Raw genomic sequence first — 24,279 nt, forward strand, 5'->3', positions numbered from 1 at the left:
TTAATTCTAAGTAAGGTTCAATACTAACCAGTCATTGTTCATTTTAATTAGAATATGCTTGTTTTATTTCAGGTCTTAATATAAAAGAAGCATCTAAAATCGAACATTTATTTTCTTGGTTTTCTTTATTAAAATAATGAAGCGATTATCAGTAACTTCCCCGTTATACGCTTTCTAAGGTATGACCATTAATTCGATAGACCATATCGCAAATGTTAATGTCCTCTTGATTATGACTCGTTAATAGTATTGTGCGTCCTTCATCTTTAAACTTAAGCAGCAGATCTCTTATTTTTTTTACACTATCAATGTCTAAAGCATTAAATGGTTCATCTAATATTAATACTTGTTGTTCTTCCATAATTGCTTGACAAATAGCTAATTTCTGTTTCATTCCTAAAGAGAAATTTTTCACTTTCTGATCAGAATCTGGATCCAATCCAACTAATTCCATTGTTTTGATAATCTGTGCATCATTAATTTTACCTCTTATTAAGGATAACTCCTTTAAATTTTGAAATCCGGTCTTATTCGCAATATAACCAGGGCGTTCTATAATCACTCCAAAGTTATCTGGAAACCTCTTTTTTTTACCAATTTTTTCACCATTTATAAATATATCTCCTCTATCTGGAAACATAAATCCGCAAATCATTTTAAATAAAACAGATTTACCTGAACCGTTTGGACCTATAATCCCGTAAATTTTTCCTTTTTCAATATCTAAATTGATATTTTCTAGAAGAGTGTTTTTTTTAAAACTTTTAGTGGCGTTATTTATTGATATAATAGACATTTTAATAACTCCTCCGTTAAATTTTTAAATTTTTTGTAAAGATATATTTCATTGCGAAATATACAACTAAGTTAGCAATTAATAAGATTACAGTTATATGAAATGGAGAAAAATCTACTGTATAAACTAGACTATTTAACCCCACAGGAAGTATTCCCAAGGGGTTAAATCCTGGTAACATTAAAATCATGAAAATACTAACTAATATTAACCCTTGTATTGAACCCCTTTGTGCCCATGAGAATATAAAAATTAATAATATATATAGCACAATTTGTAAGAAACCATTAATGAAAAATTGATAAAAAATAATTAATGTATTCAAGTCTAAGATTGTAGCATGAAATTTGAATTGCATTCCCGAAACTGCTCCTAAAGTAAAGGAGAATATTGTTAAACAGATTAACCAAAAGGCAATTTTTATTAATATTCTTTTAAACCAACTCCAAAACCATTTTTCCAAATTTCTAAATCGAATGATTTTATAGTGTCCCATTCTATCTATCTCTTTATTCATTTCAATGTTAACTAAGTAAACTAGCCCAAAAAATACAATCATATAATAGAAGAAAGATGAATACGTAAAAGAATTAGAAGAAACACCTCTAAAGGATAATATCCAATTATCCAGTACTGTATTTTTATCACTTTCTAAAGACAATGATGTTGAGAAAATACCCATTATACATAGACATGAATACAGCAAAAAAGGCAGGTGAGATTTTATAGATACAACATATTGCTTTATATTCAGATCTACTAATGCCAGGAATATAAAACAGATAATAATTGCTCCTAGCAAAACGGCTATTCCCATTATTGGCGGGTTAAAAGAATGTATATATTGCGTAATAGAAAAGTACGTAGTAGGAGATAAAAAAGCATAATTGTTAGGAAGTAATTTAAAACCTACTATTCCCCAAATAAAAAACCCAACACAAATTGCTAACAATAAAAGTTTTTTTCTAGTAATTGTATATATCACTGACAAAGTTATGTGCAATATAGTTAACGCTAAGAATAAAAGTATTAATTCCAATATAAATACCCATAAGGGCGATAAACCCATTACACTAATTTCATAGAGATCATTATAAACACCATTTGTTTTACTGAATAGACTCCAGTTCCAAGAGAAAGGTAGCTTTATTGTCATATATAAAGAAATGAATGACCAAATTAATATTAAAATAGAAGATTTTTTCCAAAATTTTAATAACGAACGTAGAATCCATTTTTTTATTGTTCCTAAACGGATTAAAGTTTGATAGTTGAAATCCTCAAAAATAGAGGTTAATGAAATAACAAGTATTATAGGAACAATAAAATACAAAATGATATAAATATCATTTTGTACTGTCAATGATATATCCCATATATTAACACCTATATGCTCTTGCACAGATCCTTCTATAAGCTGTTTCTTTAATACATATGCATAAAAGTAAAATACGACTCCTACTGCTATCCATCTAAAATCTATTAATTCTTCCAAATATCTTGCTACGTGAAATCTAAGGCGTGACATATTTATACCATCCACTCTTCTTTATTACAAATTACCCTAAAAAATAGAATCAATAAAATCAGTAGTAAAAATGCAAATGGTACTAATACAGTCCACAAGCTTTGCTGTTCAATGTTAAACGGAAATATTGTACTTAAGGGTGAAAATCTAGCTGCGCCAAGTATTCCTGCAATAAAGTTAAATATATGATAAATCAAAAATGGCACAGATAGAGCTATAAAGGTACGTCTCACAATAAGCATTAGTAAAAAAGAAATAGTTGTATATACAATTGCATTTATAGTTACCCATATAGAATAAGCTATAAAGTAAATGAAATCACCATATTTTAGAAATTGTGAGAAAGTGACATTAGAAGGTTGATTATTTTCAGATAGCTTAATATATTGAACAATATTAAAGAGGTTAGGTTCTATGAATTGAACAAATACATAAGAAAACAGAAGCATTAGAAAGATAATCAAACCTGTAAAAACAGCATTTATTATACTTTTACTTAAGATATAGCTATTTAATGATACTCTAGGACGTATATATGTAATAAAATTATCTTTTTGTTCTTTCCCAAAAATCGGTAAGTAAATAATAACAGCAAGTACCGGGAAAATCAGAGGTACAAATCCCCCAAGTATTTCTTGAAAAACTTCAATAGGACTAAAAAATATGTATCCTTGGCTAATAGGGAAAAAAGCTATTAGTGGTAGTATTAAAATTATAAATAACCAAGTCAATATATTTTTAACATTCATAGCTCTTTTAAATTCTAGACATAATTGAGCAATAAGCACTGTAAAAAACCTCTTTCTTTTTATTTTATAAAATTAGAATGTATTTATTACACTATAACAATTATATTTCTCTTTCAAGTTTTCTTGAAATAATACATTTTTTATTTTTTATAGAAACAAATGCAAAAACCTTAATTAGACAACGTTTTGAGTGTTACTTAATCACTTATTTTCACAAAAAAATATTTTTTAGAATAATTTAAATCATTACAAACCGTTGTAATCTATGTAAAAATATTATATTGTAATAACAACTTCGGAAATTTAAGGAAGTTAATATATGCATAAAGGAGAAAATACATATGAAAAAAGGTAAAGCACTTGCCCTAGTATCTGCTTTTGGATTATTAATTACAGGAGGAGTTGCTGAGGCATCTACTACATATGACTCATATTCTAAAAAGGTTCCTGCATTTAATGGTAGTGCGTATACAGGATATCAAGAAATGACTGGTTACGATACCAAATCGGAAACTATTGATATTATTAGTAAATCAGTTGGTGGAGATTATACCGTTGATATAAGAGCACAGAGAGATAGTGGTGAAAAGACTCCTTGGCAACGTAATGTTGGGGATGATACAAGTTGGACTTTTTATACAAATTATTTAAATGACAGTGACCATTCATACCGACTACAACTGAGCAATGACCTTTCTACACCTGTAAAAGTTCTTGCTACAGGAAGCTTCAGAACTCATTAATTAAAACAGAATTTTAGATAAAAAGAAACCACGTGCCTTTACGTGGTTTCTTTTTATCTAAAATGATTATGGAAACAAATTTCATTTTTATAATTAAAATTGTTCATATTTTACATTACTCTAACTTTTACATTACATGTCATACAATAAAAACGGTAAATATAGACTTATTTAATTAGAACAAAAAGGAAAAAAACTAGTTTTTTGATTCATTTTTATTAAAGGTAAACCCTTTTATGGAATTTCATGTTAAAGTTGTTACAGCTTTTGATCAAGAGTATTACACGTGATTTTTGGAGGTTAACAAATGTTTAAACGTTTTACATGCTTAACATTAGGTTCTTTGTTAGTAGCAGGAAGTTTAACAGGAATTCAAACAAATGCAGCAGAAGATAACTCTCAAACTGATTCTCTAGATATTCAAGAGATAGTGAAATCAACATGGAATGAACAGAAAAAAAAAGGAAGTACAACAAATACACTTCAAACTAAAAAAGCAACAGTATCGAATGTGGAAGGAACAGATAACCAAGATGAACTCATCCACAACAATGGAAAACCCATTAATACAGACATCATTGAGCAGAGTAAGGAGATAGATGGAGAGCAATACCCAGACCAACATTTATTTGCTATTTATCGAGAAAAAAGTGGTGGAGTTAATCGTGATATCTATTACTTTGAGGAAGGTAATTCAGCTAATCTCTCCGACATTAAAGAGAATGTAAAGGACCAGCAGGAGAAATCAGCCACAGCAAAGAGTACAAACAACATGTTAGCTTCAAAATCAGCTGTGTCTAAAAGCAACCCATACGTAAAAGAATACAAGTGGACTTTCAAATACCTAGGTAGGGTACAAGGTACTTACACGTCTGTAAACAATTTTGAACGAAAATCAACCAATACAAATATTAATGGAAAAACTGGATCAGTATGGGATGTTCATTCTTTTAATACGTATGAAGCTGGCAAGTCAGGTCAATATGTAAAATCCCAAGTCACACGGATGGATGCGGGTTACTCAGCTGAAAAATTATTGTCCTATGGCCCTAAGAATGGATCAGGCGCAGGCGTAGCTGTTAGTCTTTCTAATGCAGTGGATCCTATGTCATGGACATTCGATATTGGCCGTGCATCGTTAACAGATAAATCTTCCCCAGCCAATAAATATGGTAGATGGTCTTATTATGTATCGTTAGGACATACGGATCCCTTTACTACTGAGCCAGGAATGCGGGTTTCAAATACAAGTGGTAACTTTGCGATGAAAATTAGTAACACTTTCACCATTTATACACAAAATCATAGTACAGGTGTAGTAACTGCAAGCCTGCCTGATCGATAATTAACATTTATTTATTTGCTATTGCGCCTAATATTTGAGTAATTTGATACAAATAGTAAGCGATATATCCTGTACAAATTGCAGTAGCAATTAGTGCTAATACTTTTATTTGTTCTAATTGTGTTTTATTGTTTTTGTCAAATTTCAAAAAGATTCTCCTTTTAATTATAATAATATGTATACCTATCATAACGTACATACGGGGATTACTTCCATAGGAAGATTAGCGTAGATATTCTAGATTAGAAATGTATTAGTCATAAGCCCTTTTGCAGTATTAGATATAAAATCTATGAAACAATAGTTTTTGAGAAAACTTGCAAATACTTACTTTTCAAACAGACTACTTTTACGAAAATAGAATTTAGGGCCGCCTTAAGGCGGCCTTTTAACACTTATTTCATATAGGATGGTTAAAAATCACTTTGTCATGTACATTATTTAATATATGATAAATCCTAGGAATCAACTAAAATAAATGTCATTGATCTCTCCTCATAAAATGGGACTAATTTTTCTTTACTTATTTTCATTTAAAAACGTTCGCAAAAGTGATTTCATTCAAGTGTACGTTCGTAATTTATTTTAAAACTTAAACGAACGGTGAAAATGATAGATTTTTTATATAAATCAAAAGTTCGCAAAAGTATACTTTCACGAACGTCGCTTTTATATAATTGGAATATATGAAAATATATGGAACTTTTATACACGCAAATCGTATAAGCATATAGGAGGGGATTGAGATGTTTGGTTTATTTGGAAAAAAGAAAATTGTCATTGATTTTGAAGAAAGATACTACAATCTAACTGATTTAAAAAAAGCTGTCGTAAAGCATTTTCAGCACAAAGGAACGACCTGTGAAGTTATTGATACTCACACCTTGCTAGTTGATCATCAGAAATATACGTTATCTGAAAAAACAATAAGCATGGGCGGTGTTCCTTTACAACGAGTGATTTTAAAAGAAGCGTAGATAGCTAAATATTTCTACATACGGTTTTTGTCATTAAATCTATTGGAGGTGTACGTCTTACTTAGGTAAGACAACTAATTGGACATAATTAACTTGTTATTGGTAGCAGTATTAATTGGATTGACTGGTTTCTTTGTAGCCACAGAATTTGCGATTGTAAAAGTACGAAGCTCTAAGATTGATCAACTTGTAGCTGAAGGTAAAAAAGGTGCTGTCTCTGCTAAAAAGGTCATTACGCACTTAGACGAATATTTATCTGCTTGTCAACTAGGTATTACAGTAACAGCAATGGGATTAGGTGTGCTTGGTGAACCTACGGTAGAAAGGTTGCTAAGTCCTGTTTTTATGAAGTTCGATTTAAACGAGTCCATTACACACCTTTTATCGTTTGGTATTGCCTTTATTGTGATGACCTATCTTCATGTTGTGGTAGGTGAATTAGCACCTAAGACATTTTCCATACAGAAAGCAGAAGCTGTCACATTGTTATTCTCAGCGCTCATCATCTGGTTTTATAAAATCATGTATCCATTTATCTGGATCTTAAATGGTTCTGCACGAATACTGGTTGGAATGTTTGGGTTAAAACCTGCTTCAGAGCACGAATTGGCCCATTCAGAAGAGGAACTTCGTCTCCTACTGGCTGAGAGCTATAAGAGTGGTGCTATTAATCAAAGTGAGTTAAAGTACGTAAACAATATTTTCGAATTTGATGAACGTCTGGCCAAAGAAATCATGATTCCACGAACTGAGATGATAACAACCTCTGAACATGACACGATTGGTGCATTTTTAGAAATGGCTGCATTGGAGCAGTATACTCGTTACCCAGTAACAACTGATGGAGATAAAGATCAAATCATAGGGATGATAAATATAAAAGAAATCTTAAGCGATGTTGCATTTGATAACACATTACGAGACCAACTCATTAGTCATTACGTTAAACCAGTGATTCAAGTCATTGAATCGTACTCTATCAATAAGCTATTAAGAAAGATGCAAAAGGAACGTATCCACATAGCCATCTTACTTGATGAATATGGAGGGACAGCTGGTTTAGTAACCGTTGAAGATATTTTAGAAGAAATCGTAGGAGAAATCCATGACGAATTCGATTCTGATGAAGTGCTGGATAGGCAAAAAATTGGTGAACGTCACTATGTTTTTAATGGAAAAGTATTAGTAAGAGACGTAAACACACTGATGGAAACGAACATTGAAACTAATGAGGTCGATACGATAGGTGGATGGATCTTATCTCAGAAAATAGACGTTAAGTTAAATGAAGTCCTTGTGTATAATGATTTTGAGTTTACTGTGAGAGAACTTGATGGGCGAAATATTCAAACCATCGAGGTAGTAAATAAACAGTATTCTTTGAGCTTAGCTAAATAAGAAATAAAAAGACCTTTATAATGCATAAGGGTCTTTTTATTTCTTATCACATATCTTATGTTAACTAGAAAAGCATACCTTCACGGACTGTCTGTTTTTTAATAAAGCAGGTTTAATATTTAAGGCACATACTGGATATGGAGAAGCTTATTAAAGTAAAAGGAGATTGTTTTACATGTTTAGTAAGAAAAGAACCTATCAAATATTAGTAGCTATTGTTGGAATTTCATTCGTCATCTATAACTACACATTAAAAGCCAGTGTAAGTAAAGCGACAGACTCTTATATTATTTTTCCTATTAGCATTACATTACTTTTGTTGTTTGCCTTTATATACATTAAATTAGATAAAAAAAATGAATAAATACTTTACTTTTTTATGCATTCTCAGAGTATTTATCTTCACCATAAACCTTATGAAATCAAGAATGCATAAAAAGCTGCATAAAGAAGAAACAAGGCCTCATCGAGAACCTTACTCCCATAAGGGTTCTTTTTTTGTGTGTTCCGGAAAGAGTGATTATGTTAACTGTTGTTGTATATGGTATTCATGTTGTAAAAGAGCATTTATGCTATTGTTTTCTATAAAGGGGGATTTGCATGAATGTTGAATTAACAAGGTTTAGAGTCAAAGAAGGAAAATCTGAAATTGTTGATGAATGGTTAAAGTTTCTTAATGATAATATGGAAGATGTACTACTAACACTTGAGGGAGAAAAGATGTATGTAGAGACTATATTCAGAGAGGAACTAAATGGCCATGAATATCTATACTGGTATTCGATTCAAGGCGAGAATGGACAAGATGTTGAAGCTTCTAGCCATTGGATAGATAAAAAACATATAGAGTATTGGAAAGAATGTATCGACGAAAGATTTAAACCTGTTGATTTAAAAACAGAGGTAGTTATGATTCCCAATACTATAAGAAAAAGCCTTATGTAGTTAATAAGGCTTTTTTGCTACCTATAATGTGGATTATGGTGACTAAATAAGGCCTGGTTTTATTGTAGATGCCTCATGTATTTTTAAGATCTGAAGCCTTTAAAAGAAGTAGTACACTAAATAATACAATCACGATACCAGCACATAAGAGGATAAATTTAATATCGACATTAATGCTAAGAAGAGTGGAAACTAATCCATAAGAAACTGGAATAAGTCCCATGGAAACCATTGTATTTACACTCATAACTCGACCGACTATGGTTGAGGGTGTTTTCTCCTGTATTAAACTAACTATGGGAATATTAATACTCGATACACAACATCCAATAGCTAACAAGATAGCAGCAGCAAGCCAGAGATCAATTTCTCGGCTAAATATCATAAGTAATAACCCTTCCAAGAATATGAAAGAAATTGCAAGTTTTCCTCTATTCCTTTTTATGTTCAACCAGCCCATGATTATAGCTCCTAACAACATGCCACTAGCAAACGAACTTTGTAAAATACTTAAGTAAAAAGCATTTCCTTTAAAACGATCCTCTGCAAGGATAGGGATGCTTAACATGAGAGGTCCAATAAAGAATAAGTTGACAATAATAAATGTCACCATGACTGTCAGAAGAAACGAGGAATCTTTAACATAATTAATTCCTTCAGCTAAATCCCTTAAGATAGATGTTTTCTTGGGCCTTAATGTCTTCTTTTCTTTGATGAATTGTAACAAGATTATGCTTATCAAAAGTGTAAAGGCAATTACCAGAAAGATGGTTGAATATGAGAAAAATGAAAGGAGAGTAGCACCTAAGACAGGGCCAAACATGACAGAAAGCTGATTGGTTGTTTGTATTACTGAATTCGCTCTGACTAGTTGCTCTTTATGAACAATCCCTGGAACAATTGAATCTCTAGCTGACCAAAAAAAGGCATCAGATGCCCCGAATAATAATGCAAATATAAATAAAACGGAAAGAGATAATAAATTATTTGTATAGAATAAAGCCATCAGAAGTAGCATAAAACACCTAGTTAGTAATGAAAAGAATATAACTTTAGATCGTCTGTATTTATCTGATACAACGCCTCCTATGACCATTAATAATACTCTAGGAATCGTAGTCGCCATTAAAATAATTCCTAAAGAGCTCTTCAAGTTTAGGTAATTGACTACATACCACTGCTCAATAGTTAAATACATTGAAATAGAAAGGCTTGAAAATATACTTGCTACCCATAGATAAATAAACTTTCCTTTCCAAATACCTGTTTGTACTTTAGCCTCTTTAGTTATTGGAATCACATTTACACCTCATTCTTATTAAAAATAACAGTAATCTAATTAGATAGATATCGAATTAGATTGATTGAAAAATGAACGAAGAAACGTTCATTTTAAAAGGTAACAGGCCACATCTCTTTTGGATTTAATTCATATTCTCCATTTTGCCTATACATGAAGTGTTGCATAATTAATTCTCTACGAATAGTCGCATAATCTTCATGATAGTTTTTTATATATTCATTAAGATCCCTTTCTTTATACGTTTTTCCTTGATGTAAATCACGTATTAAATACGCTAATATAACGTTCTTTTTCTTTCTTTGACTCGGAATTTGTTTCAATGTCCCGTCGCTATTTATAAAATTTTTAACAATAGATAACTTATCTTGATTATTGATTTTACTATCTTGGTTCTCCATAGACTCCTCCCCAATATTTAAGATAGCTTTTGAATTATATTCTAGCCTTTCACTATCGAGATAAAAATAAATAATGTTCCCTTGTCTTCTTTGATAAACTAACCCTACATCTCTCAATTTTGAGATATGGTGAGTAATGGTTGGCGGTTGTAACCCAAGTTTATAAGCGATTGCTTGCCCATGAAAAGGGCCATTTTTTAATAAGGAAATAATTCTAATTCTTGTGGGGTCTCCAACTGCCTTATGGTAATTGACTAATTTATCTAGTTGCATAATTTAATACCTTCCTCCTCCAATTCGATTATTATCTAATTAGATAATAATCGAATTGGAGGTCTGTGTCAAAAAGTACCAGATTGATAATTTCCTATAATCTGGATTATGTTGACTAGAAATTACTGTTCTCTGTATATAAAATGTACGTAACTAATTATATTCAAAGGAGATGTCTCGTTTTGTTGGATTATATATGGATCGATGGAGATTTACCTATTTTGTCCCAATTACCTAATGACTTTAATTCTGCTGCTATTCTATTCCACCCTTTTATTCAAATGCCCTCTGGTTGGGATAAATCAAAGAGAGAAAATCCTTATCAGCATATATATCCTAGTGATGAGGAAATGCTTAAACTTGGAGAACCAATATCATGGAAAGAAGTAATGGCCAAATGTAATTTAAAATCCTACAAGGAACTATTCAGAGCGTTGCAACACCTTACTGGTGTGCCTAGTGATGAATATAAAAAATTAGCTCCTTATGTTAAGTCTAATCCAGATTTTTATTACCCCGAAGAAGATCGTACATCGTTGTTTATACTAAATAGTTTAGTAGAGATCCTCTGTTCAAAAGGGGCAAATACTTTATATTTTTCTGAACCTATTCACGACACAAACGGTTCATTTAAAGTCAATGATATGTCACCTTTAGAAATAGCTAACTTATCTCCTAACGAGGCAATTATCACAGATGAAAATATAGATTTTGCATTTATGGGGATCTATGATTCGTTTATAACATTGTTTTTAGCTAAAGATACAAATATTGAGGATACAATTAAGTCTCTAAACCTTGAAGCTTTAATATGTGATAAAGAAACATACCTTAATTCGTTTATTTAATAGGCACCGATAAAATGTTTTATGTTAATTAAAAAATGTAATAAAATGCAAAATTTGATAAGATGTTATTATATAGGTATTAATCTAAAAAGAAAACATTTTATAGGAGAAACTATGTAACTATGCTTAGTAATTTTAATGTTTTGTATGTACTAGGGGTAATATCATTGATTGGTGCGGGGCTTTTCCCAATGGGATATTTAAGATCTTTTGATATATTCTTATTTTTATTTATATTAGGCCTAACATTTATATTAGGAGGTCAATTTTTCAAAAGAAAAAATAAGTAGTTAAGACCTCTTTTATTTTTAGATAATTCTTGTAATAGCTGTTATGGTAACTAGAGTCTCATACTAACTATTTCTTGACCTCCAAATAAGACAAAAAATATGAAGAAAGGTATTATATGATGAAAAAACAAGACCGACAAAAAAGATTAGAGTTTCTATTGACAAAGAGAAAAGAATTAGAGAAAAAAGAGGATAAAGGGCCTCTTTTTTCAGAATGTGTAAATGCCTTAGGTAAAGGCGTTATTATTTATTCTCCTGAAAAAAGTGAAGAAAGATATTACTCGTTTCAAAAAGAGGTTCCATTCACATTTTACGGAAGGATAGAATGGGATAAATTTGATAAATACTGCGTAATCACTTATTTAGAAGATGTAAAAAGCTTAATAAATGACGATGATCTTGAGATATATTGGAGTACAAACAATTTTCCTGTACTAAAGACAAACTTTGAGAACATCTTAAGCGTATATGACGATGTTGTGGCTGTAGGTAGTGACACTTTTCTTTATGTAGAAAATAAATACGTAATAGAAATTTATCATGACGGAGAAATGAGAGTAGGTTTCTTAAATAATTTCTGATAAATGGTTGTATGTTAACTAACAATTAAGTAAGTCTCTTTATGTTAAACTGTACATAGAAACATGTGTGAGTTTGGAGGCAAGGTCATGAAACGTGCAATAGGTGTATTTCTTGTTGCTCAAGCTTTATTAACGTACTTAACTATTAATACGATTTATACTCCTAGTACGACTACCATAGTGGATAGAAATACGGGAGTTACAACAGTTTCATATAGTTACCCTTGGGTCTATTGGTTAAGCTTTATTGGTTTGGGTATTGTGCTTATATTGGGAACATATTTAGTTTTTACTAAGGTAAAGAAGCAGATCTTTAATTAAAGGTCTGCTTCTTTTATCTACCGATAAAGAGGTATTATGCAAACTGGTTTTGTATATGGTATACAGGGTTAGCTAGTATTTTTATATTTCTCAGATTATCTATTTTCAAATTATAATGTAATTAGCTGCTTAGACAATTAAGTAGGAAAGGTGGCTAGTTAATGAAAAACTGGGCGTCGTTCAACGACAAAGAGTATAAACAAATTTGGAAGAAGGTATATAAAGATCTTAAATTCAAGCCAAGTATTTCTAAATTCCCATCATTTAAGGTGCCTTACCCTTTTATAACTTATAATATTTCCGATTATTTCGGTGAATCGGTACCAGGTTTAAATACTTATGATGATCTTGAAGAAAAAGCGTTACTTGCGTTTAAAGAGAACACATTAGCTGAAGAATACATGTTGGCACTGAATTGGCAACACGACTGTTATTGGGTGAATCCACGTTTAAAATTCGAAAGAGATGAGTTTGGGGAATGGACAATACCAATCTTTCCAGATGGTGATTATTATTTTTTTATCCAGAAAGATTTTAAGTGGGGCTTTTTGGGACACCCCTGGGAACGAAGTATAACGATATTTGGAAAAGATTTAATAAGTACTTTTGATAAACACAAACCTATAATGTTTCATGAAATTTTAAGAGAGGGCTAACTCATTAGAGTTAACCTTTTTTTCTGTTACCTAGAATACCTGTTATGTAAAGCAGGTTTCTATATGATATACAAATTAATCCTCTAAAAACAAATCCAGAGCTTCTGTTAAGAATTGAACCTTATTAGGAGTTTCTCTCAATTGTTGTTTTATTCTTTTTATACATTTTGTTTTTATATCGTTTGAGATATGAAGCATCTGAGCTTCTAACAGTATAAAAGCTTGTCTACTTACTTCAAAGTTGTCTTCAAATAACAATTCAGTTATTAGTTCAGCATAGTTAGAACAATTAAATGATTCTAATGCGTATAATAGGGTTCCTCTAGATTTAACTGTCTTAGGATTCTTCAATAATCTAATAAGTGGTTCAATAGCTTGATAATCTCCAATATCGGCTAGCGCTATTGCTAAAGCATCTCTTACAACATTATTGTTGGTACTGACTAAGTATTTTATTAAAGTTGGTACTGTTGAAGGATCTTGCATTGATCCTATTTTTTCAATAGTTTCTAATGCTTTTTCTAAATTATCGGTGTTTAGTTCTTTTTTTAAGTCATCTAATAACATGTAGGCTCCCTATTTTGTGTTAGTATCAGTCGTTAGTTATATAATAACTTACCACTGATTAAGATAGTGAGTTTTCTGTTCCTAAAATTCACATTATGTTAAGTGTCACTAATTCTAAATATAATATTCAGATTTTCCTATTTTTGCTTTATTATTATATAGGTTGTTCAGGGGGATTTTATATCTAAGACAAATTGGAGATAGAAAATGAAAAAAGTATATATGATTATTTTGGGTGCATTAGTATCAGTCTTTATTATAGGTTTTACTATATGGCAACTATTTTTTAACCCACAGCATTTACCTTCAGGTGATTATATTTCTCAGAGTACTTCACCAGACGGAAACTACACAGTAAAAATATATCAATCAAGTGGTGGAGCAACAACAGGCTTCGCAATAAGAGGAGAAGTTATACACAATAATAAAAGCTTTAACAAAACTAAAAATATTTATTGGAATTACCCTCAGGAAAGAGCCAAAGTAAAGTGGATCAATCATGATACCGTTAATATTAGTGGTCATGTACTAAATGTGAAAAAAGATACATTTGATTTTAGAAATGATACGGAATAGATGATTAAAACATAAAAGCCCTTTAAAAAAGGGCTTTTATGTTTGTACCTATAAATAGTTTTATGTTAAATGAAGTTGTAGACGATATTCATTTCGTATGATTAGCTTTTTATAAACAATAAAATATAAACCGCCATGTATATTAATCTATAAATATGATTAGACTAGTAACGTATTCCCCCCTATTCCGTTATAGTTGAAAACCCTTTGCTACTTTATAGCAAAGGGTCCTTTTTTTGTCCTTGATAATACTCATAATGAAAGTAGGTTAGGTAGTAAAAGTAAACATAATGACATAAGGTCAATGGAAACTGAAAATAGCTGTTCTTATAAAATATGTTGTTAATTTAGATGTATAAGAGATTACTAGTCGGGGAACAATAAAAATAGAAATTTATATGTAGGAGGTCAAACTAGTGAGCGAACATAAAAACATTTTTTCTACGTTTGTTAGTGAAAATAAATTTGACTTACATTCATACCTTACTTATTTATTCATCAATGAATGCAAGGAAGGTGTATTAAACGAATTAGAACAGGAACATATAAACAAATAAATTTATAAATAAAAATGTAAAATGAGAGGGTAAATCATAGTGAATGAAAAAATAGTGTAGACGACCTTATCTTTCTAAGAAGAGGGAATAAGTCGTCTATTATACTTGCCCAATCAAGTGCGCATAAAACAGGGTATCAGTGAGACTTCTCCTTGCAGTCCCATAACATATCATAACAAAAAAGCCGGAAAGGTAACTCTCGGCTTTTTCGACCACATGATAATAGCTTTGTATACAACTAGTAAGGGAGTTTAATCTTCCCAAACCTCATTCATTAAATCTTCAATTTCTTTTGCTAGCTTTTTCGTTTCGCCTTTATCAATCTCAACTTTATCTCCCGTAATATAAACGACGTCTCCAATTTGTGTATCCTTAGGGAAGATATCTTTAGGGTAATCCTTTGTTTCTCCTTTAATTTCAACAACAGCAAATCCTTCTTCAAATCGATCAATAATACCTTTTATCTTTTTCATAATTACCTCGATTTTTTAACAGAATAAGATGATCCATCACCTGTAATTATAATCGTACCACTTTGGTCTGTTCGCAGAATACTTGCTTTAGAGTTTTTTAGTAAGTTTACAACTTGAGAAGTAGGGTGCCCATAGCTATTTTTACCAACACTGATGACTGCATACTTAGGTTTTACAACATCTAAGAAATTCTTACTTGTAGACGTTTTCGCCCCGTGGTGGCCTACTTTAAGCACATCCGCACGTAGTGTTTTCTTTGCTTTAATCATATCTGCTTCTGCTTTTGTTTCAGCATCCCCTGTGAATAAAAATGTATTCTTTTTATAAGCCATATGGACAACAGCACTCCAATCATTTAAATCACTGTTAGCATATGTTTTGGTAGGCCCTACAATTTGAGCATTTACATCTTTAACAGGTAGTTTTACGCCTGCTTGTGCTGTTTGAACCTTCAATTTTTTCTTTTTAACTGCATTTAAAAAGTCTTTGTAAGCTTGCGTGTTATTACTTACTTTAGGCGCATAAACGTTTTCTACTTTAAATGCATTAATGATTTCATCTAACCCACCAATGTGATCAGCATCAGGATGAGTAGAGATTAATACTTCTATATCATCAACTTTTTGTTTCTTTAAATAACTTACAACGGCATTTCCTTTTCCTTTATTTCCACCGTCAATAACAATGTCCTCACCATTAGGAGCTTTGATATAGATGCTATCTCCCTGACCTACGTCAATGTAATGCACTTTCATGGTTTTAGGTGTTGCTGCGTAGGATGAAGCTGGAGCTGCAGCAATCCCTAAGCCTATAGCGAGCGAAGAGACAATCTTGATAACACGACTTTTCATTGTTTTATCCCCTTTTGGTAAATATATTTTTCTTTGCATTGTTCATTTATAGCAAAATTAATTTTACTACATGAAACCACCTGTTAATATAAATAATTTGAATATTTTTACTTATAAAAGTGAAAAAAGTCATGTTATATGTAAAAACAAATAACAAGATAGAGGTAAATAGTAATGAAATGTGCTATTTTAGGAATTAAGCGAAGTTGACATTTTAGAAGAAGTTGACCTCATGATTAAGCCGTTATATACAGCTAATCGTAAATTCTCTAATATGCCTAATTAGCTTAAAAGAGAGGTGCTTTCAGGGGGCAAGTTACAGGAAAACCAATAAAAATGATGGATGCAGAAGGTCAGCAAAAAAGGGTTTAGTATAAAATATGTTTTATACTAAACATCTAGATTGACTTGAGCTTTGTGGTAACCCTAATTTGACTATTTGTAAAATCTTATAAAGGGTGGCATGTGAATGAAGAAAGAACGCTTGTTTGAATCGTATGTCTTGCTGTTTGATATTGAAATATCACTTGTCAGTATAATAGAAAGCGAAATGAGTACACATTATGGGCACTTATGGCGACAAATTTTTTTCGTGGAAGCTGGAACTCAACTTTACGATAATCTCCCCTTGTTATTCAGGTTCAATCTTCTTCAAGACATCTTCACTGATCATGAATTACACGACTTATGTATATTAGCAGATATAAAAAATACTTTAAATCAACAATCAATTATTTCTCAGAAGGATTTTGACCATCTTAAACATCTCTCCCACCAACTAAACAGAAAGAAATTCCTCTCATTATCCATCTAACTTTATTCACAGTGAAAAACCAAGAACTCCTAAGCTCAATCGAAATTAAAGAGGGGTCATATTTGTAAGTAATTGATGAAGCAAAAAAGTCTACTTGTGATGCAAGTAGGCTTTTTTGCTACGTTGAAGTTGATCAAAAGTTTACGTATCATCTTCAAAAAAATTAGAGCATCGTCTATTTACATTTGTAGAAAATCTTCTACTTTTACATCTTTCTTTAATCTCTTCAATCCTCTATTTATTTTATGTACCGTTGAAAATTTGGGTATGTACTGCTTATCGTTACACAACCTTGAAATTGTATGACGGCTCAGATTTGTTGCTTGTTCTAGTCCTAATTGATTTATATCTTCTTGTTTATCTAACCATCTTCCAAAACGTGTTCTTTGTTTTCCCAATCCTAGCATTACTATAACTCCTTTTAGACCCAGTATGTCCTATATGTTGTTTTTTTAAACTTTGGCAAAAAAACAACATATAGGACAAGCATTAGCTCATATCATAAATTAAGACGTCAGGAAGAGACGTCACCTTAAATCATCCTGAATGGAGCGAATGAAATGACAAAAGAATTAGTAATCTCGCTACTAAGTCGAAAAGACGTCTATTTAACGCTAGAAGGAAAACAGATGTTAGAGGTCATCTTGAAAGAGAAAAACGCGTATGAAGAGAAATAAGAAGTCGAAAAATCAAGTTGATACCTATCGACCAACCGTGCGGTACCATTCTATGTATCGTACATATGTAGATAGTCTGTTTCAAGCTACAGAATTAGACCGAAATCAAATTATGAGGTGTGCGCTTTTTACTGCAGCGCACAATCCTGTTTTCTTAGCATTAATGAATCAGTATAAAATGAGTGACGTCCCTCTACCCTCCTCTCCGTGGCAGCCTTCTTCCCACCCATTATGGATGGAACAAGAGCCCAACATCGAAGAGAAAGGAGGAGGAGAACATGATGACCTTGAGCGAAAAGGAACGGCTACAAACACTTCTACGTTACTTAGAACATCAACAGATGGCCAATCAATGTCAGGAGCAACTATTCACTCCAAACAGCAGCCTTCTACCAGTGAAAAGGCTGCAGGCACTGCAAGACGTCAGCAACCGATTGAGAGACGAACAAGGACGTTTCCTACCTTACAATTATCAAACAATGGAGGAATCAAACTTGATTTCAGGTAAAGAAGTAGCCTTACAACGAAAGCTAAAAATAAAACCGATTGAAGGTTCTTATAATAGCTATGCGGTGAATGAAAAGGAAAAGAGGGATTGCAGTGGGAATATATATTTAGCTTGTGTGGCAGCGATTTTAGTGATCGCCTTTTTTACCTGACGTCTTTTTAGAATAGTGTCGATATTTTGGTCATAAACATATAGCATGAATACAGTTAAGACCGCCTTATACACTGATACGTAATGGGCGGTCTTTGTTCTAAATATGATTAAAAACATTTGGAAAGTAAAAAGAAAGTCGGTAATAAAAAACAAGGATAAAGATTCATATTAAACATATCTTTTGCGCCTTATAATATATATGGCACAGGAGGAATGTAGATGGAAAATAGCTCTCGTTTCGATAGAAGAGAGATAAAAGATTAATTAGGTTTTTTTAGTTGTAAATTTCCCTTATTAAAGATAATAACGGCATTATAAGCTTCATATAAGGCATACACAGGGTAACAAAAAGCCATAAATACAATCATAGTTGGTACCTTTTCAACAACAGGAAAATGGCCGGCCAAGAAACTTTTAACCGTAATTCCTAGATAAACCAATAAAGGAATAATAATAACAGCTAATAACAATAACCACGGGGTCATTTTGGTTTCCTTCAGTTTTTCTCGACAATGCGGGCATTTCATTGTAAAAGGACTTGAAAAATCTTCGAAATGCTCAATTGTAATAGGTTTTTGACACCCTGGACAAGGTGTTGACTTTTTCATATAAGTTTCTCCTTTTTGAAATGTAAAAGAGTAGAAATAATAGGGTTATTGAATATATAACATTGCTCTTTTAAAAAAAGTTTTAAATAAGTTTAGAGCTGTCTACTTTGGTAGGATCTACACGTTTCACATAGGTAGCTGCCATCGAATCGTGTAAACTTCGCTTATCCTGGCGGAAAACCACCATAAAAAGGCTAATGATAACAACTATTGTTATCGTAAGACCACACATAAGACTCACGATGAAGACACGTAAAACCATAGATCTACATTTCGCTAAGGTTATAGTTAAATCGTTTGTATACCTTGTTTTTGTGTTGGTGATTCGTTTTCATAATGTTGATGATGACATGTTGCTCATTTTTCCAATGCACATTCACATCATGAATCATAGAAGGTTGAATGCCTTGAAGCTCTTTATATTGGTTAAGAGTGCTTCCGGGTTGTCCGTAGTACATTCTAAGAGAATCAGCCTTTTGTTTTTGCTCATAATCAAAGTAATCAGTGGTTTGTTTGTACATCTTTTTTACTTCTACAATGTTTTGTTGCTCAGGAGATGTGCTGGTTGTAAGTGAGACGCTGTGTATCATGCTTTGTTGTTCCTGACTTTTGTCTATAAAGTAATTCATCATAAACACGAGAGTAATAACTCCAACGGATAACATGATCCAAAGCCACTTTTTCATGTCGACACTTCCTCTTTTATGATTAAAAATCAAAATGAGTAGATGATCTCATTACAAAATAGCATTTTCTGCTATTTCGTATTCTTAGATAATAACATACTCAAAAAAACTTGAAAGTTATCAGCAATCTTTGATGTAGCTGGATCACACTCATATGATTCTTCGTAATCTAGAAAATCAACAGACGGATTATTTTTATCATAGTGAAAGTTCAAGCATAAATAATCTCCCCATGCTAGCTTCGCAATTGGAATTAATTCAGATCCGATGAGATTTTCATCATAAAAATTCCGGCCTTGTTCTCCTAAAGAAGTTTCGCAGCAACCAATATCATACGCCCCATAAGGATGCTCACTGAAGTTTTTAATAATGCCTAAAAAACGTTCAATTTGACACCTCTTATTGATGATTGTTAGGGGTGTAGAATCTATTACTGTACATCCGTTATATTGTTTCAAGAATTCTTTATACGCATTGGGCAATTGGATGCGAAAAGAAGCTTCTAATTGCCCAATGTCTTGATCCTCTGGTAATGGATAAATAATGCTTTCTTTCACAACTCTCATTGTTATCAATCTCCTTGCAGTCCTTGCAATGGGTCATCTTCAAAGAAATACATTATGACTTCTGGTATTCATACATAACTGGAACTTTATCCATTTTAAGGGTTTTGGCCACAATATAACGACGGTAACCATCTTTCAAGATATTCGATCCTTTTTCGATCGTTAATGGCTCATCCAGACGCCCTGTACGCTTCACAAAATCAATGACCTTTTGTGTTTTTTGAGGGTTTGGACGTGTCTTTAAGAACTCTTCAGGTACGATGATTTCGTCGAAACTTAGAAGATCTTGTGTCCCTTTTGGCTGATTTGTTATTTGTTTCTTTTGTGGCTCCACCTTTTTCTCTTGAACAGGTGTCTCCTTCACTTCTGTCTGTACTTTTTCAGCTTTCTTCTCTTCATTTGCTGCAGGTTGAGAAGTAGGTACCGGTTTTTCTTCCTGTTTAGTAGCAGCAACTTCTTGTTGCGCTGCAGAAGCCTCTTGTTTGGCCTCTTTTTTATCGTTTGGTTCATTGTCTTCTTTGTCTTTCTTATTCGGGAGAACGGTAATCTGGAAGCAGATTACACCTACTTCACCAGGGCATTCATCAATCGGAATGTCTAAAGTTGGTTCTCCTTGAATTAAGATCTTTTCATGCATAATACTTTTTTTCGTGAGACCGGTTTTGTTAAAAGCCTTTTTTGCAACAAATACCGTGTACGAAATAAACGTACTCTTCTTCAAGCCTTTAGGCGCAGATGGTGACCCTTTTTCACGCATATCAAAGGCAACATAGCGATCGTATTCTCGTAGTGGTCCTGTGGCTGATCCAGTTAACGTAATTTTATGTGGCATAATGTGCTCCTCCTGCGTAGATATAGATTTATTTATTATTTAGAACACTGTTCTAAATAAACATATCCTAATAATAATTTAGCTTCTAAGGGATTTCTTCACTTTTTACATTTTCCCGTGTCGTACATATAACCAGAGACTATGTGCATACTTGTAGTGTGGACTTGTAGCTCAATGGCAGAGCAGCCAGTCGTATTACACTATACAACTTTGGCGTCTTGCAGGTTTAAATCCTGCCAAGTCCTCTCTTAAAACACTGAATACGTTAGAAATAGTGAAAGTCCTTGCTATGCTTTAACTATTTTTAAAAATTAAGAAGCTGGTTCCTTTAATTTAGCATGTTGATGCAACAATTCCTGCTCCTCAGGTGTTACTGCTTGTCCTAAATCTTGTTTCAGTTTCGCCATTTCTAACGAACTGTATGTTGAGCAATGTTCTTGCAGCAAGTATTCCTCTTCTGGTGTAAGTTCTTGCCCTAAGTCTTGCTTTAACTGAATCATTTCAAGCTGTTGTTCTAAAGATATTTCTACTTTTTTTGTACCCTTCTCTTGATCCTGCTCAGCCTCTAACCAATCAGGAACGATTTCTTTACGGATAATATGTTTTGGTATAAACAATTTTGTTGATGACTCTTCTTTATGTATAACTTCCTCATGAGTTGGATATACTGATGAATAATCCTGGTTTTTAGGATCTACCAACTGATAGAATTGGTTTTTCGCAATTTTATAGAGTAATTGGCACATATTATCTAAGGACAAAGAATTGCCTTTATGATTAGCTTCATGTACATATTTGTCTAATGCAATAATAGATGTATACGCAATTTCATGTACTTGCCCTTTGGTAATATCAATCTCTGTATCCCGTTTGACCGTTTTTGCAGCATTTTGAATGCGAGCATAAAAGTCTTTTAATTGATGACCATACTTACCTGCATAGACTTGATTGACTTTCTTAGGAACACCTTTGATATAGGTAAATGACTGTGAAGCAGACATTAAATGATTATTTATATGATTTACAGGTAAATCAAGGTTAATAAAGGCACCAGGTGATTTATCAGTCTTTAAGCTTGGTGTATCAACGTTTTCTGCACTTTCTGGAGACATCACAGGAAGCGTCACAGGAGTTGTCATTTCTTCTTGTTGGACCGTTTGTATACCTGTTGTATCATGGGCAAAAAAGATTTCGTCGCAAATCCGATTAAAGTTCTTATGACTTTTAAGAATAAATACATAGCTATCAGGGTGAGTACCTGTTGCATCCTCTTTAATGTAACGTGCTACAAGGACAAACGGCGTCGCTTTTAACGAACGTACAAAACGAGAAACCGTACTTTTAGAAACTTCAAATTTCTTCATGAGCGTTTCAGAACGAATGGCCTGGATGCCTGTAGCCACTAGGTTATAGATGACATGATCGAGCATTTCCATTCTTTTTTTAGGAAATTCTTTATGTATGGCTGATTGGTTCTGTTTGTAATGAGTACGGATAATTTCTAAAAACTCTTCTTTCTTTTTCCGAAGTGTGGATTTGTTCTTCCATAACCACTTAAACCGTCCGTTGAAGGTGTCTACATCTCTTAAATAGCAGGTTAATATTTTTGTCATTTGTTCATCTTCTCCTTTAAGGAACAAAAAAAGACACTGTTTCCCTGGAAAAAGGAAAACAATGTCGTGATTTTGATGAACTAAGCCCTTGAAATAGATAGCTATTTCATATAAAATAAAACCATAAGTTTTATTTTATAGAAAAACTAAATCTATTAACAAGAGACTTCGACAAGTGTTTTCCCTACCGTAACTAGGGGGAACGGTTTAAGAGTGCTACCAACACTTCTTAAACAGTTGAAGTCTTTTTTCTATTCCGGTCATTTTTGTTAGTTTTATTATAGCGTTAACTAGTCTCATAATTCAATAAAAATTAGCAAAATATATCAAAACGAGTATTTTAGGCTAATCTTTTTTATTTAAGTAATAAATAATTAAACAAATATTTGCTTATAAAACAAAATCTATCTCTACTTTTAATCAGCTTGTAAAAGGTTGTCTTTTATTTTGTTTACAAAGGATCTTCTAAATTTATAGTATCAAAAGAGGCATTGAACTTAGTTAATTTAGCTTAACTAAGTTCAATGCCTCTTTCCTTCTCTCTATTTCACATTTATTTAAAATCAGATTAATTATTAATTTTATTGAATATCATACTCTTTTTCAAGTCGATCTACTAAGTGTTCGCTTATATAGTCCTCTATGAAAGATCGTTTTTTATTATAATCTTCTTCCTTCTTGAAGCTAAATAGGCCAGTTTTCACAGTTATAGTACGATCCTCTTCAGGTAAAGTACCCCATTTTTGAATTGCTTCTTTTCTTAGTTTGTTTCTAATTTTCAATTCGTTTAGACGTTGCTCTTTTTCTAATATTCTTTGGTTATCTGTGGTTGCAGATGTTTCTGGGAGTGCCTTTAGTACATCTTGAAATTGAGATAGAATCTCTTGATTTGTTTGTCCACTTTGTTTCATAAATGTTGTTAAAACCTGAACCATAGAATCAATTTTCTCAGTTGCTTCTGCTAATTGTTCTTCTAAATCTACTATCTTCTTCTCAAAAACTGTTTTCATGGGCTCATTCTTTTCCAACATCTCAGATGTTGTTTCTCCGTTAAAATGTGAACGGATTTGCTTAATAGAATAGCCATTCTCTTCTTTTAATCTCTTAGCCTCAAGCAACATATCAATTTCTTCTCTTTTAAAACGACGATGACCACCTTGAGTTCGGATCCCTTGAATATTAAAATCCTCTTGATATCGCCTAATTGTTTGATCAGAAAGACCAGTAAGCTTTATCACTTCGCTTAATTTGAATTCTTCCTCAGCTTGTTTCAAAATTACCCCCCCTTTTTTCTCAAATATAATAACAACAAATTTGTTGTTATTATAACAGAACTTACACTGGTTTTTGAGAGATTTAATGATGGATTTTATGTTAGATTTACAGTGTTTTTACTATTTTGATTGAATAAATAATTTAAAGTTCTAGTCTATTATAACAAAGTTCTTACACAGACTAAAGAGATGAAATCTAACTCTGAATCTATAGTAAGTGGTTGTTAAGTTTGGGTTAAGGAAGTCAAAGAGATGAAATCTAACTCTGAATCTATAGTAAGTGGTTGTTAAGTTTGGGTTAAGGAAGTCAAAGAGATGAAATCTAACTCTGAATCTATAGTAAGTGGTTGTTAAGTTTGGGTTAAGGAAGTCA

The 24,279-nt window shown here is 32.2% G+C and carries 30 protein-coding genes and 1 pseudogene; 15 read left to right on the forward strand and 16 right to left on the reverse strand.

Annotated features, from left to right (window positions below; genetic code table 11):
* Nucleotides 1-163: 163 nt before the first annotated feature.
* From ACH6EI_RS24700 to ACH6EI_RS24710, 3 genes are read right to left on the reverse strand one after another with little or no spacing between them, the layout of a single operon-like run.
* Nucleotides 164-796: an ABC transporter ATP-binding protein gene (locus tag ACH6EI_RS24700; protein WP_108674935.1), complete on the reverse strand. Its 633-nt coding sequence runs from the start codon at nucleotides 794-796 to the stop codon at nucleotides 164-166.
* A gap of 16 nt (nucleotides 797-812) precedes the next feature.
* Entirely contained in the window at nucleotides 813-2,324 is a 1,512-nt protein-coding gene (locus tag ACH6EI_RS24705) for a hypothetical protein (RefSeq protein WP_108674934.1), read from the reverse strand.
* A gap of 2 nt (nucleotides 2,325-2,326) precedes the next feature.
* Complete coding sequence (locus tag ACH6EI_RS24710) at nucleotides 2,327-3,112, reverse strand: ABC transporter permease (RefSeq protein WP_108674933.1); 786 nt, start codon at nucleotides 3,110-3,112, stop codon at nucleotides 2,327-2,329.
* Between the two features lie 302 nt (nucleotides 3,113-3,414).
* On the opposite strand from ACH6EI_RS24710, the gene ACH6EI_RS24715 reads away from it, so the two are divergent.
* Entirely contained in the window at nucleotides 3,415-3,816 is a 402-nt protein-coding gene (locus tag ACH6EI_RS24715; RefSeq protein WP_108674932.1) for a hypothetical protein, read from the forward strand.
* Between the two features lie 307 nt (nucleotides 3,817-4,123).
* Complete coding sequence (locus ACH6EI_RS24720; RefSeq protein WP_108674931.1) at nucleotides 4,124-5,161, forward strand: hypothetical protein; 1,038 nt, start codon at nucleotides 4,124-4,126, stop codon at nucleotides 5,159-5,161.
* Nucleotides 5,162-5,168: 7 nt separating this feature from the next.
* Here ACH6EI_RS24720 and ACH6EI_RS24725 read toward each other — a convergent pair whose 3' ends face one another.
* The gene (locus tag ACH6EI_RS24725; protein ID WP_189643556.1) at nucleotides 5,169-5,309 is read right to left on the reverse strand and encodes a hypothetical protein; all 141 of its coding nucleotides are present in this window, start codon (nucleotides 5,307-5,309) and stop codon (nucleotides 5,169-5,171) included.
* 598 nt (nucleotides 5,310-5,907) lie between these two features.
* Here ACH6EI_RS24725 and ACH6EI_RS24730 point away from each other — a divergent pair.
* The 4 genes from ACH6EI_RS24730 to ACH6EI_RS24745 all read left to right on the forward strand — a co-directional run bounded on the left by ACH6EI_RS24730 (nucleotide 5,908) and on the right by ACH6EI_RS24745 (nucleotide 8,481).
* Nucleotides 5,908-6,138 carry a hypothetical protein gene (locus tag ACH6EI_RS24730; RefSeq protein ID WP_025753458.1) on the forward strand — a complete coding sequence of 77 codons (231 nt, stop codon included), beginning with the start codon at nucleotides 5,908-5,910 and terminating at the stop codon, nucleotides 6,136-6,138.
* 78 nt (nucleotides 6,139-6,216) lie between these two features.
* Nucleotides 6,217-7,536: a hemolysin family protein gene (locus ACH6EI_RS24735; protein WP_108674978.1), complete on the forward strand. Its 1,320-nt coding sequence runs from the start codon at nucleotides 6,217-6,219 to the stop codon at nucleotides 7,534-7,536.
* A 175-nt stretch (nucleotides 7,537-7,711) separates the two neighbouring features.
* Nucleotides 7,712-7,900, forward strand: a complete 189-nt coding sequence (locus tag ACH6EI_RS24740) for a hypothetical protein (RefSeq protein ID WP_108674979.1) — start codon at nucleotides 7,712-7,714, stop codon at nucleotides 7,898-7,900.
* Nucleotides 7,901-8,136: 236 nt separating this feature from the next.
* On the forward strand, nucleotides 8,137-8,481 hold the full coding sequence (locus tag ACH6EI_RS24745; RefSeq protein ID WP_063247686.1) for a DUF6176 family protein: 345 nt from the start codon (nucleotides 8,137-8,139) through the stop codon (nucleotides 8,479-8,481).
* Nucleotides 8,482-8,554: 73 nt separating this feature from the next.
* Here ACH6EI_RS24745 and ACH6EI_RS24750 read toward each other — a convergent pair whose 3' ends face one another.
* Both ACH6EI_RS24750 and ACH6EI_RS24755 read right to left on the reverse strand, forming a co-directional pair.
* Nucleotides 8,555-9,781 carry an MFS transporter gene (locus ACH6EI_RS24750; RefSeq protein WP_098433885.1) on the reverse strand — a complete coding sequence of 409 codons (1,227 nt, stop codon included), beginning with the start codon at nucleotides 9,779-9,781 and terminating at the stop codon, nucleotides 8,555-8,557.
* Between the two features lie 92 nt (nucleotides 9,782-9,873).
* The gene (locus ACH6EI_RS24755) at nucleotides 9,874-10,455 is read right to left on the reverse strand and encodes a DUF2087 domain-containing protein (RefSeq protein ID WP_108674980.1); all 582 of its coding nucleotides are present in this window, start codon (nucleotides 10,453-10,455) and stop codon (nucleotides 9,874-9,876) included.
* 182 nt (nucleotides 10,456-10,637) lie between these two features.
* Between ACH6EI_RS24755 and ACH6EI_RS24760 the strand changes: the two genes are divergently transcribed.
* The 4 genes from ACH6EI_RS24760 to ACH6EI_RS24775 all read left to right on the forward strand — a co-directional run bounded on the left by ACH6EI_RS24760 (nucleotide 10,638) and on the right by ACH6EI_RS24775 (nucleotide 13,151).
* Entirely contained in the window at nucleotides 10,638-11,303 is a 666-nt protein-coding gene (locus tag ACH6EI_RS24760; protein ID WP_108674981.1) for a DUF2711 family protein, read from the forward strand.
* A 409-nt stretch (nucleotides 11,304-11,712) separates the two neighbouring features.
* Complete coding sequence (locus ACH6EI_RS24765; protein ID WP_192907019.1) at nucleotides 11,713-12,174, forward strand: CDI toxin immunity protein; 462 nt, start codon at nucleotides 11,713-11,715, stop codon at nucleotides 12,172-12,174.
* 87 nt (nucleotides 12,175-12,261) lie between these two features.
* Complete coding sequence (locus tag ACH6EI_RS24770; RefSeq protein WP_108674983.1) at nucleotides 12,262-12,495, forward strand: hypothetical protein; 234 nt, start codon at nucleotides 12,262-12,264, stop codon at nucleotides 12,493-12,495.
* A gap of 161 nt (nucleotides 12,496-12,656) precedes the next feature.
* On the forward strand, nucleotides 12,657-13,151 hold the full coding sequence (locus tag ACH6EI_RS24775; protein ID WP_108674984.1) for a DUF2716 domain-containing protein: 495 nt from the start codon (nucleotides 12,657-12,659) through the stop codon (nucleotides 13,149-13,151).
* Between the two features lie 75 nt (nucleotides 13,152-13,226).
* Here ACH6EI_RS24775 and ACH6EI_RS24780 read toward each other — a convergent pair whose 3' ends face one another.
* On the reverse strand, nucleotides 13,227-13,718 hold the full coding sequence (locus tag ACH6EI_RS24780) for a HEAT repeat domain-containing protein (RefSeq protein ID WP_108674985.1): 492 nt from the start codon (nucleotides 13,716-13,718) through the stop codon (nucleotides 13,227-13,229).
* A 207-nt stretch (nucleotides 13,719-13,925) separates the two neighbouring features.
* On the opposite strand from ACH6EI_RS24780, the gene ACH6EI_RS24785 reads away from it, so the two are divergent.
* Nucleotides 13,926-14,294, forward strand: a complete 369-nt coding sequence (locus ACH6EI_RS24785; RefSeq protein WP_108674986.1) for a DUF5412 family protein — start codon at nucleotides 13,926-13,928, stop codon at nucleotides 14,292-14,294.
* An 808-nt stretch (nucleotides 14,295-15,102) separates the two neighbouring features.
* On the opposite strand, the gene ACH6EI_RS24790 is transcribed toward ACH6EI_RS24785, so the two are convergent.
* A complete protein-coding gene (locus ACH6EI_RS24790) occupies nucleotides 15,103-15,324 on the reverse strand; it encodes a DUF3006 domain-containing protein (protein WP_108674987.1) in 222 nt (73 codons plus the stop codon).
* Nucleotides 15,325-15,326: 2 nt separating this feature from the next.
* Entirely contained in the window at nucleotides 15,327-16,175 is an 849-nt protein-coding gene (locus tag ACH6EI_RS24795; RefSeq protein WP_108674988.1) for a ComEC/Rec2 family competence protein, read from the reverse strand.
* A 469-nt stretch (nucleotides 16,176-16,644) separates the two neighbouring features.
* Here ACH6EI_RS24795 and ACH6EI_RS24800 point away from each other — a divergent pair, with 469 nt between their 5' ends.
* Complete coding sequence (locus tag ACH6EI_RS24800) at nucleotides 16,645-16,989, forward strand: hypothetical protein (protein ID WP_108674989.1); 345 nt, start codon at nucleotides 16,645-16,647, stop codon at nucleotides 16,987-16,989.
* 179 nt (nucleotides 16,990-17,168) lie between these two features.
* On the opposite strand, the gene ACH6EI_RS24805 is transcribed toward ACH6EI_RS24800, so the two are convergent.
* Complete coding sequence (locus tag ACH6EI_RS24805) at nucleotides 17,169-17,396, reverse strand: helix-turn-helix domain-containing protein (protein WP_108674990.1); 228 nt, start codon at nucleotides 17,394-17,396, stop codon at nucleotides 17,169-17,171.
* A gap of 256 nt (nucleotides 17,397-17,652) precedes the next feature.
* On the opposite strand from ACH6EI_RS24805, the gene ACH6EI_RS24810 reads away from it, so the two are divergent.
* Both ACH6EI_RS24810 and ACH6EI_RS24815 read left to right on the forward strand, forming a co-directional pair.
* Nucleotides 17,653-18,174 (forward strand): hypothetical protein, encoded by a 522-nt coding sequence (locus ACH6EI_RS24810; RefSeq protein WP_108674991.1) that lies wholly within the window; start codon nucleotides 17,653-17,655, stop codon nucleotides 18,172-18,174.
* Entirely contained in the window at nucleotides 18,161-18,325 is a 165-nt protein-coding gene (locus ACH6EI_RS24815) for a hypothetical protein (RefSeq protein WP_189643567.1), read from the forward strand. Before ACH6EI_RS24810 ends, ACH6EI_RS24815 begins: the two co-directional genes overlap by 14 nt.
* Nucleotides 18,326-18,587: 262 nt before the next feature.
* Here ACH6EI_RS24815 and ACH6EI_RS24820 read toward each other — a convergent pair whose 3' ends face one another.
* From ACH6EI_RS24820 to ACH6EI_RS24835, 4 genes are all read right to left on the reverse strand, one after another.
* Nucleotides 18,588-18,935 (reverse strand): hypothetical protein, encoded by a 348-nt coding sequence (locus ACH6EI_RS24820; RefSeq protein WP_108674992.1) that lies wholly within the window; start codon nucleotides 18,933-18,935, stop codon nucleotides 18,588-18,590.
* A 266-nt stretch (nucleotides 18,936-19,201) separates the two neighbouring features.
* The gene (locus ACH6EI_RS24825) at nucleotides 19,202-19,621 is read right to left on the reverse strand and encodes a hypothetical protein (RefSeq protein WP_108674994.1); all 420 of its coding nucleotides are present in this window, start codon (nucleotides 19,619-19,621) and stop codon (nucleotides 19,202-19,204) included.
* Nucleotides 19,622-19,692: 71 nt separating this feature from the next.
* Nucleotides 19,693-20,187: an SMI1/KNR4 family protein gene (locus ACH6EI_RS24830; RefSeq protein ID WP_108674995.1), complete on the reverse strand. Its 495-nt coding sequence runs from the start codon at nucleotides 20,185-20,187 to the stop codon at nucleotides 19,693-19,695.
* Between the two features lie 52 nt (nucleotides 20,188-20,239).
* Nucleotides 20,240-21,019, reverse strand: coding sequence for a ParB N-terminal domain-containing protein (locus ACH6EI_RS24835; protein WP_108674996.1), 780 nt, complete (start codon nucleotides 21,017-21,019; stop codon nucleotides 20,240-20,242).
* Between the two features lie 160 nt (nucleotides 21,020-21,179).
* On the opposite strand from ACH6EI_RS24835, the pseudogene ACH6EI_RS24840 reads away from it, so the two are divergent.
* Nucleotides 21,180-21,264 (forward strand): annotated as a pseudogene (locus ACH6EI_RS24840).
* A gap of 66 nt (nucleotides 21,265-21,330) precedes the next feature.
* Here ACH6EI_RS24840 and ACH6EI_RS24845 read toward each other — a convergent pair.
* The gene (locus ACH6EI_RS24845; RefSeq protein WP_108674997.1) at nucleotides 21,331-22,632 is read right to left on the reverse strand and encodes a replication protein; all 1,302 of its coding nucleotides are present in this window, start codon (nucleotides 22,630-22,632) and stop codon (nucleotides 21,331-21,333) included.
* A gap of 581 nt (nucleotides 22,633-23,213) precedes the next feature.
* Nucleotides 23,214-23,906, reverse strand: a complete 693-nt coding sequence (locus tag ACH6EI_RS24850) for a helix-turn-helix domain-containing protein (RefSeq protein WP_189643536.1) — start codon at nucleotides 23,904-23,906, stop codon at nucleotides 23,214-23,216.
* Between the last annotated feature and the right edge of the window lie 373 nt (nucleotides 23,907-24,279).

It is taken from the genome of Priestia sp. JSM ZJ58 (genome assembly GCF_044383985.1).
Classification (GTDB): Bacteria; Bacillota; Bacilli; order Bacillales; family Bacillaceae_H; genus Priestia; species Priestia zanthoxyli.

What these genes read in the sequence shown, in the direction of transcription:
- ACH6EI_RS24835 (WP_108674996.1), bottom strand. Translation starts at nt 21,019, where the DNA reads ATGCCACATAAAATTACGTTAACTGGATCAGCCACAGGACCACTACGA.
- ACH6EI_RS24765 (WP_192907019.1), top strand. Translation starts at nt 11,713, where the DNA reads ATGAAAAAACAAGACCGACAAAAAAGATTAGAGTTTCTATTGACAAAG.
- ACH6EI_RS24845 (WP_108674997.1), bottom strand. Translation starts at nt 22,632, where the DNA reads ATGACAAAAATATTAACCTGCTATTTAAGAGATGTAGACACCTTCAAC.
- ACH6EI_RS24785 (WP_108674986.1), top strand. Translation starts at nt 13,926, where the DNA reads ATGAAAAAAGTATATATGATTATTTTGGGTGCATTAGTATCAGTCTTT.
- ACH6EI_RS24825 (WP_108674994.1), bottom strand. Translation starts at nt 19,621, where the DNA reads ATGAAAAAGTGGCTTTGGATCATGTTATCCGTTGGAGTTATTACTCTC.
- ACH6EI_RS24800 (WP_108674989.1), top strand. Translation starts at nt 16,645, where the DNA reads ATGAAGAAAGAACGCTTGTTTGAATCGTATGTCTTGCTGTTTGATATT.
- ACH6EI_RS24705 (WP_108674934.1), bottom strand. Translation starts at nt 2,324, where the DNA reads ATGTCACGCCTTAGATTTCACGTAGCAAGATATTTGGAAGAATTAATA.
- ACH6EI_RS24810 (WP_108674991.1), top strand. Translation starts at nt 17,653, where the DNA reads ATGAAGAGAAATAAGAAGTCGAAAAATCAAGTTGATACCTATCGACCA.
- ACH6EI_RS24755 (WP_108674980.1), bottom strand. Translation starts at nt 10,455, where the DNA reads ATGCAACTAGATAAATTAGTCAATTACCATAAGGCAGTTGGAGACCCC.
- ACH6EI_RS24795 (WP_108674988.1), bottom strand. Translation starts at nt 16,175, where the DNA reads ATGAAAAGTCGTGTTATCAAGATTGTCTCTTCGCTCGCTATAGGCTTA.
- ACH6EI_RS24745 (WP_063247686.1), top strand. Translation starts at nt 8,137, where the DNA reads ATGAATGTTGAATTAACAAGGTTTAGAGTCAAAGAAGGAAAATCTGAA.
- ACH6EI_RS24700 (WP_108674935.1), bottom strand. Translation starts at nt 796, where the DNA reads ATGTCTATTATATCAATAAATAACGCCACTAAAAGTTTTAAAAAAAAC.
- ACH6EI_RS24790 (WP_108674987.1), bottom strand. Translation starts at nt 15,324, where the DNA reads ATGAAAAAGATAAAAGGTATTATTGATCGATTTGAAGAAGGATTTGCT.
- ACH6EI_RS24780 (WP_108674985.1), bottom strand. Translation starts at nt 13,718, where the DNA reads ATGTTATTAGATGACTTAAAAAAAGAACTAAACACCGATAATTTAGAA.
- ACH6EI_RS24740 (WP_108674979.1), top strand. Translation starts at nt 7,712, where the DNA reads ATGTTTAGTAAGAAAAGAACCTATCAAATATTAGTAGCTATTGTTGGA.
- ACH6EI_RS24830 (WP_108674995.1), bottom strand. Translation starts at nt 20,187, where the DNA reads ATGAGAGTTGTGAAAGAAAGCATTATTTATCCATTACCAGAGGATCAA.
- ACH6EI_RS24820 (WP_108674992.1), bottom strand. Translation starts at nt 18,935, where the DNA reads ATGAAAAAGTCAACACCTTGTCCAGGGTGTCAAAAACCTATTACAATT.
- ACH6EI_RS24730 (WP_025753458.1), top strand. Translation starts at nt 5,908, where the DNA reads ATGTTTGGTTTATTTGGAAAAAAGAAAATTGTCATTGATTTTGAAGAA.
- ACH6EI_RS24805 (WP_108674990.1), bottom strand. Translation starts at nt 17,396, where the DNA reads ATGCTAGGATTGGGAAAACAAAGAACACGTTTTGGAAGATGGTTAGAT.
- ACH6EI_RS24720 (WP_108674931.1), top strand. Translation starts at nt 4,124, where the DNA reads ATGTTTAAACGTTTTACATGCTTAACATTAGGTTCTTTGTTAGTAGCA.
- ACH6EI_RS24770 (WP_108674983.1), top strand. Translation starts at nt 12,262, where the DNA reads ATGAAACGTGCAATAGGTGTATTTCTTGTTGCTCAAGCTTTATTAACG.
- ACH6EI_RS24775 (WP_108674984.1), top strand. Translation starts at nt 12,657, where the DNA reads ATGAAAAACTGGGCGTCGTTCAACGACAAAGAGTATAAACAAATTTGG.
- ACH6EI_RS24715 (WP_108674932.1), top strand. Translation starts at nt 3,415, where the DNA reads ATGAAAAAAGGTAAAGCACTTGCCCTAGTATCTGCTTTTGGATTATTA.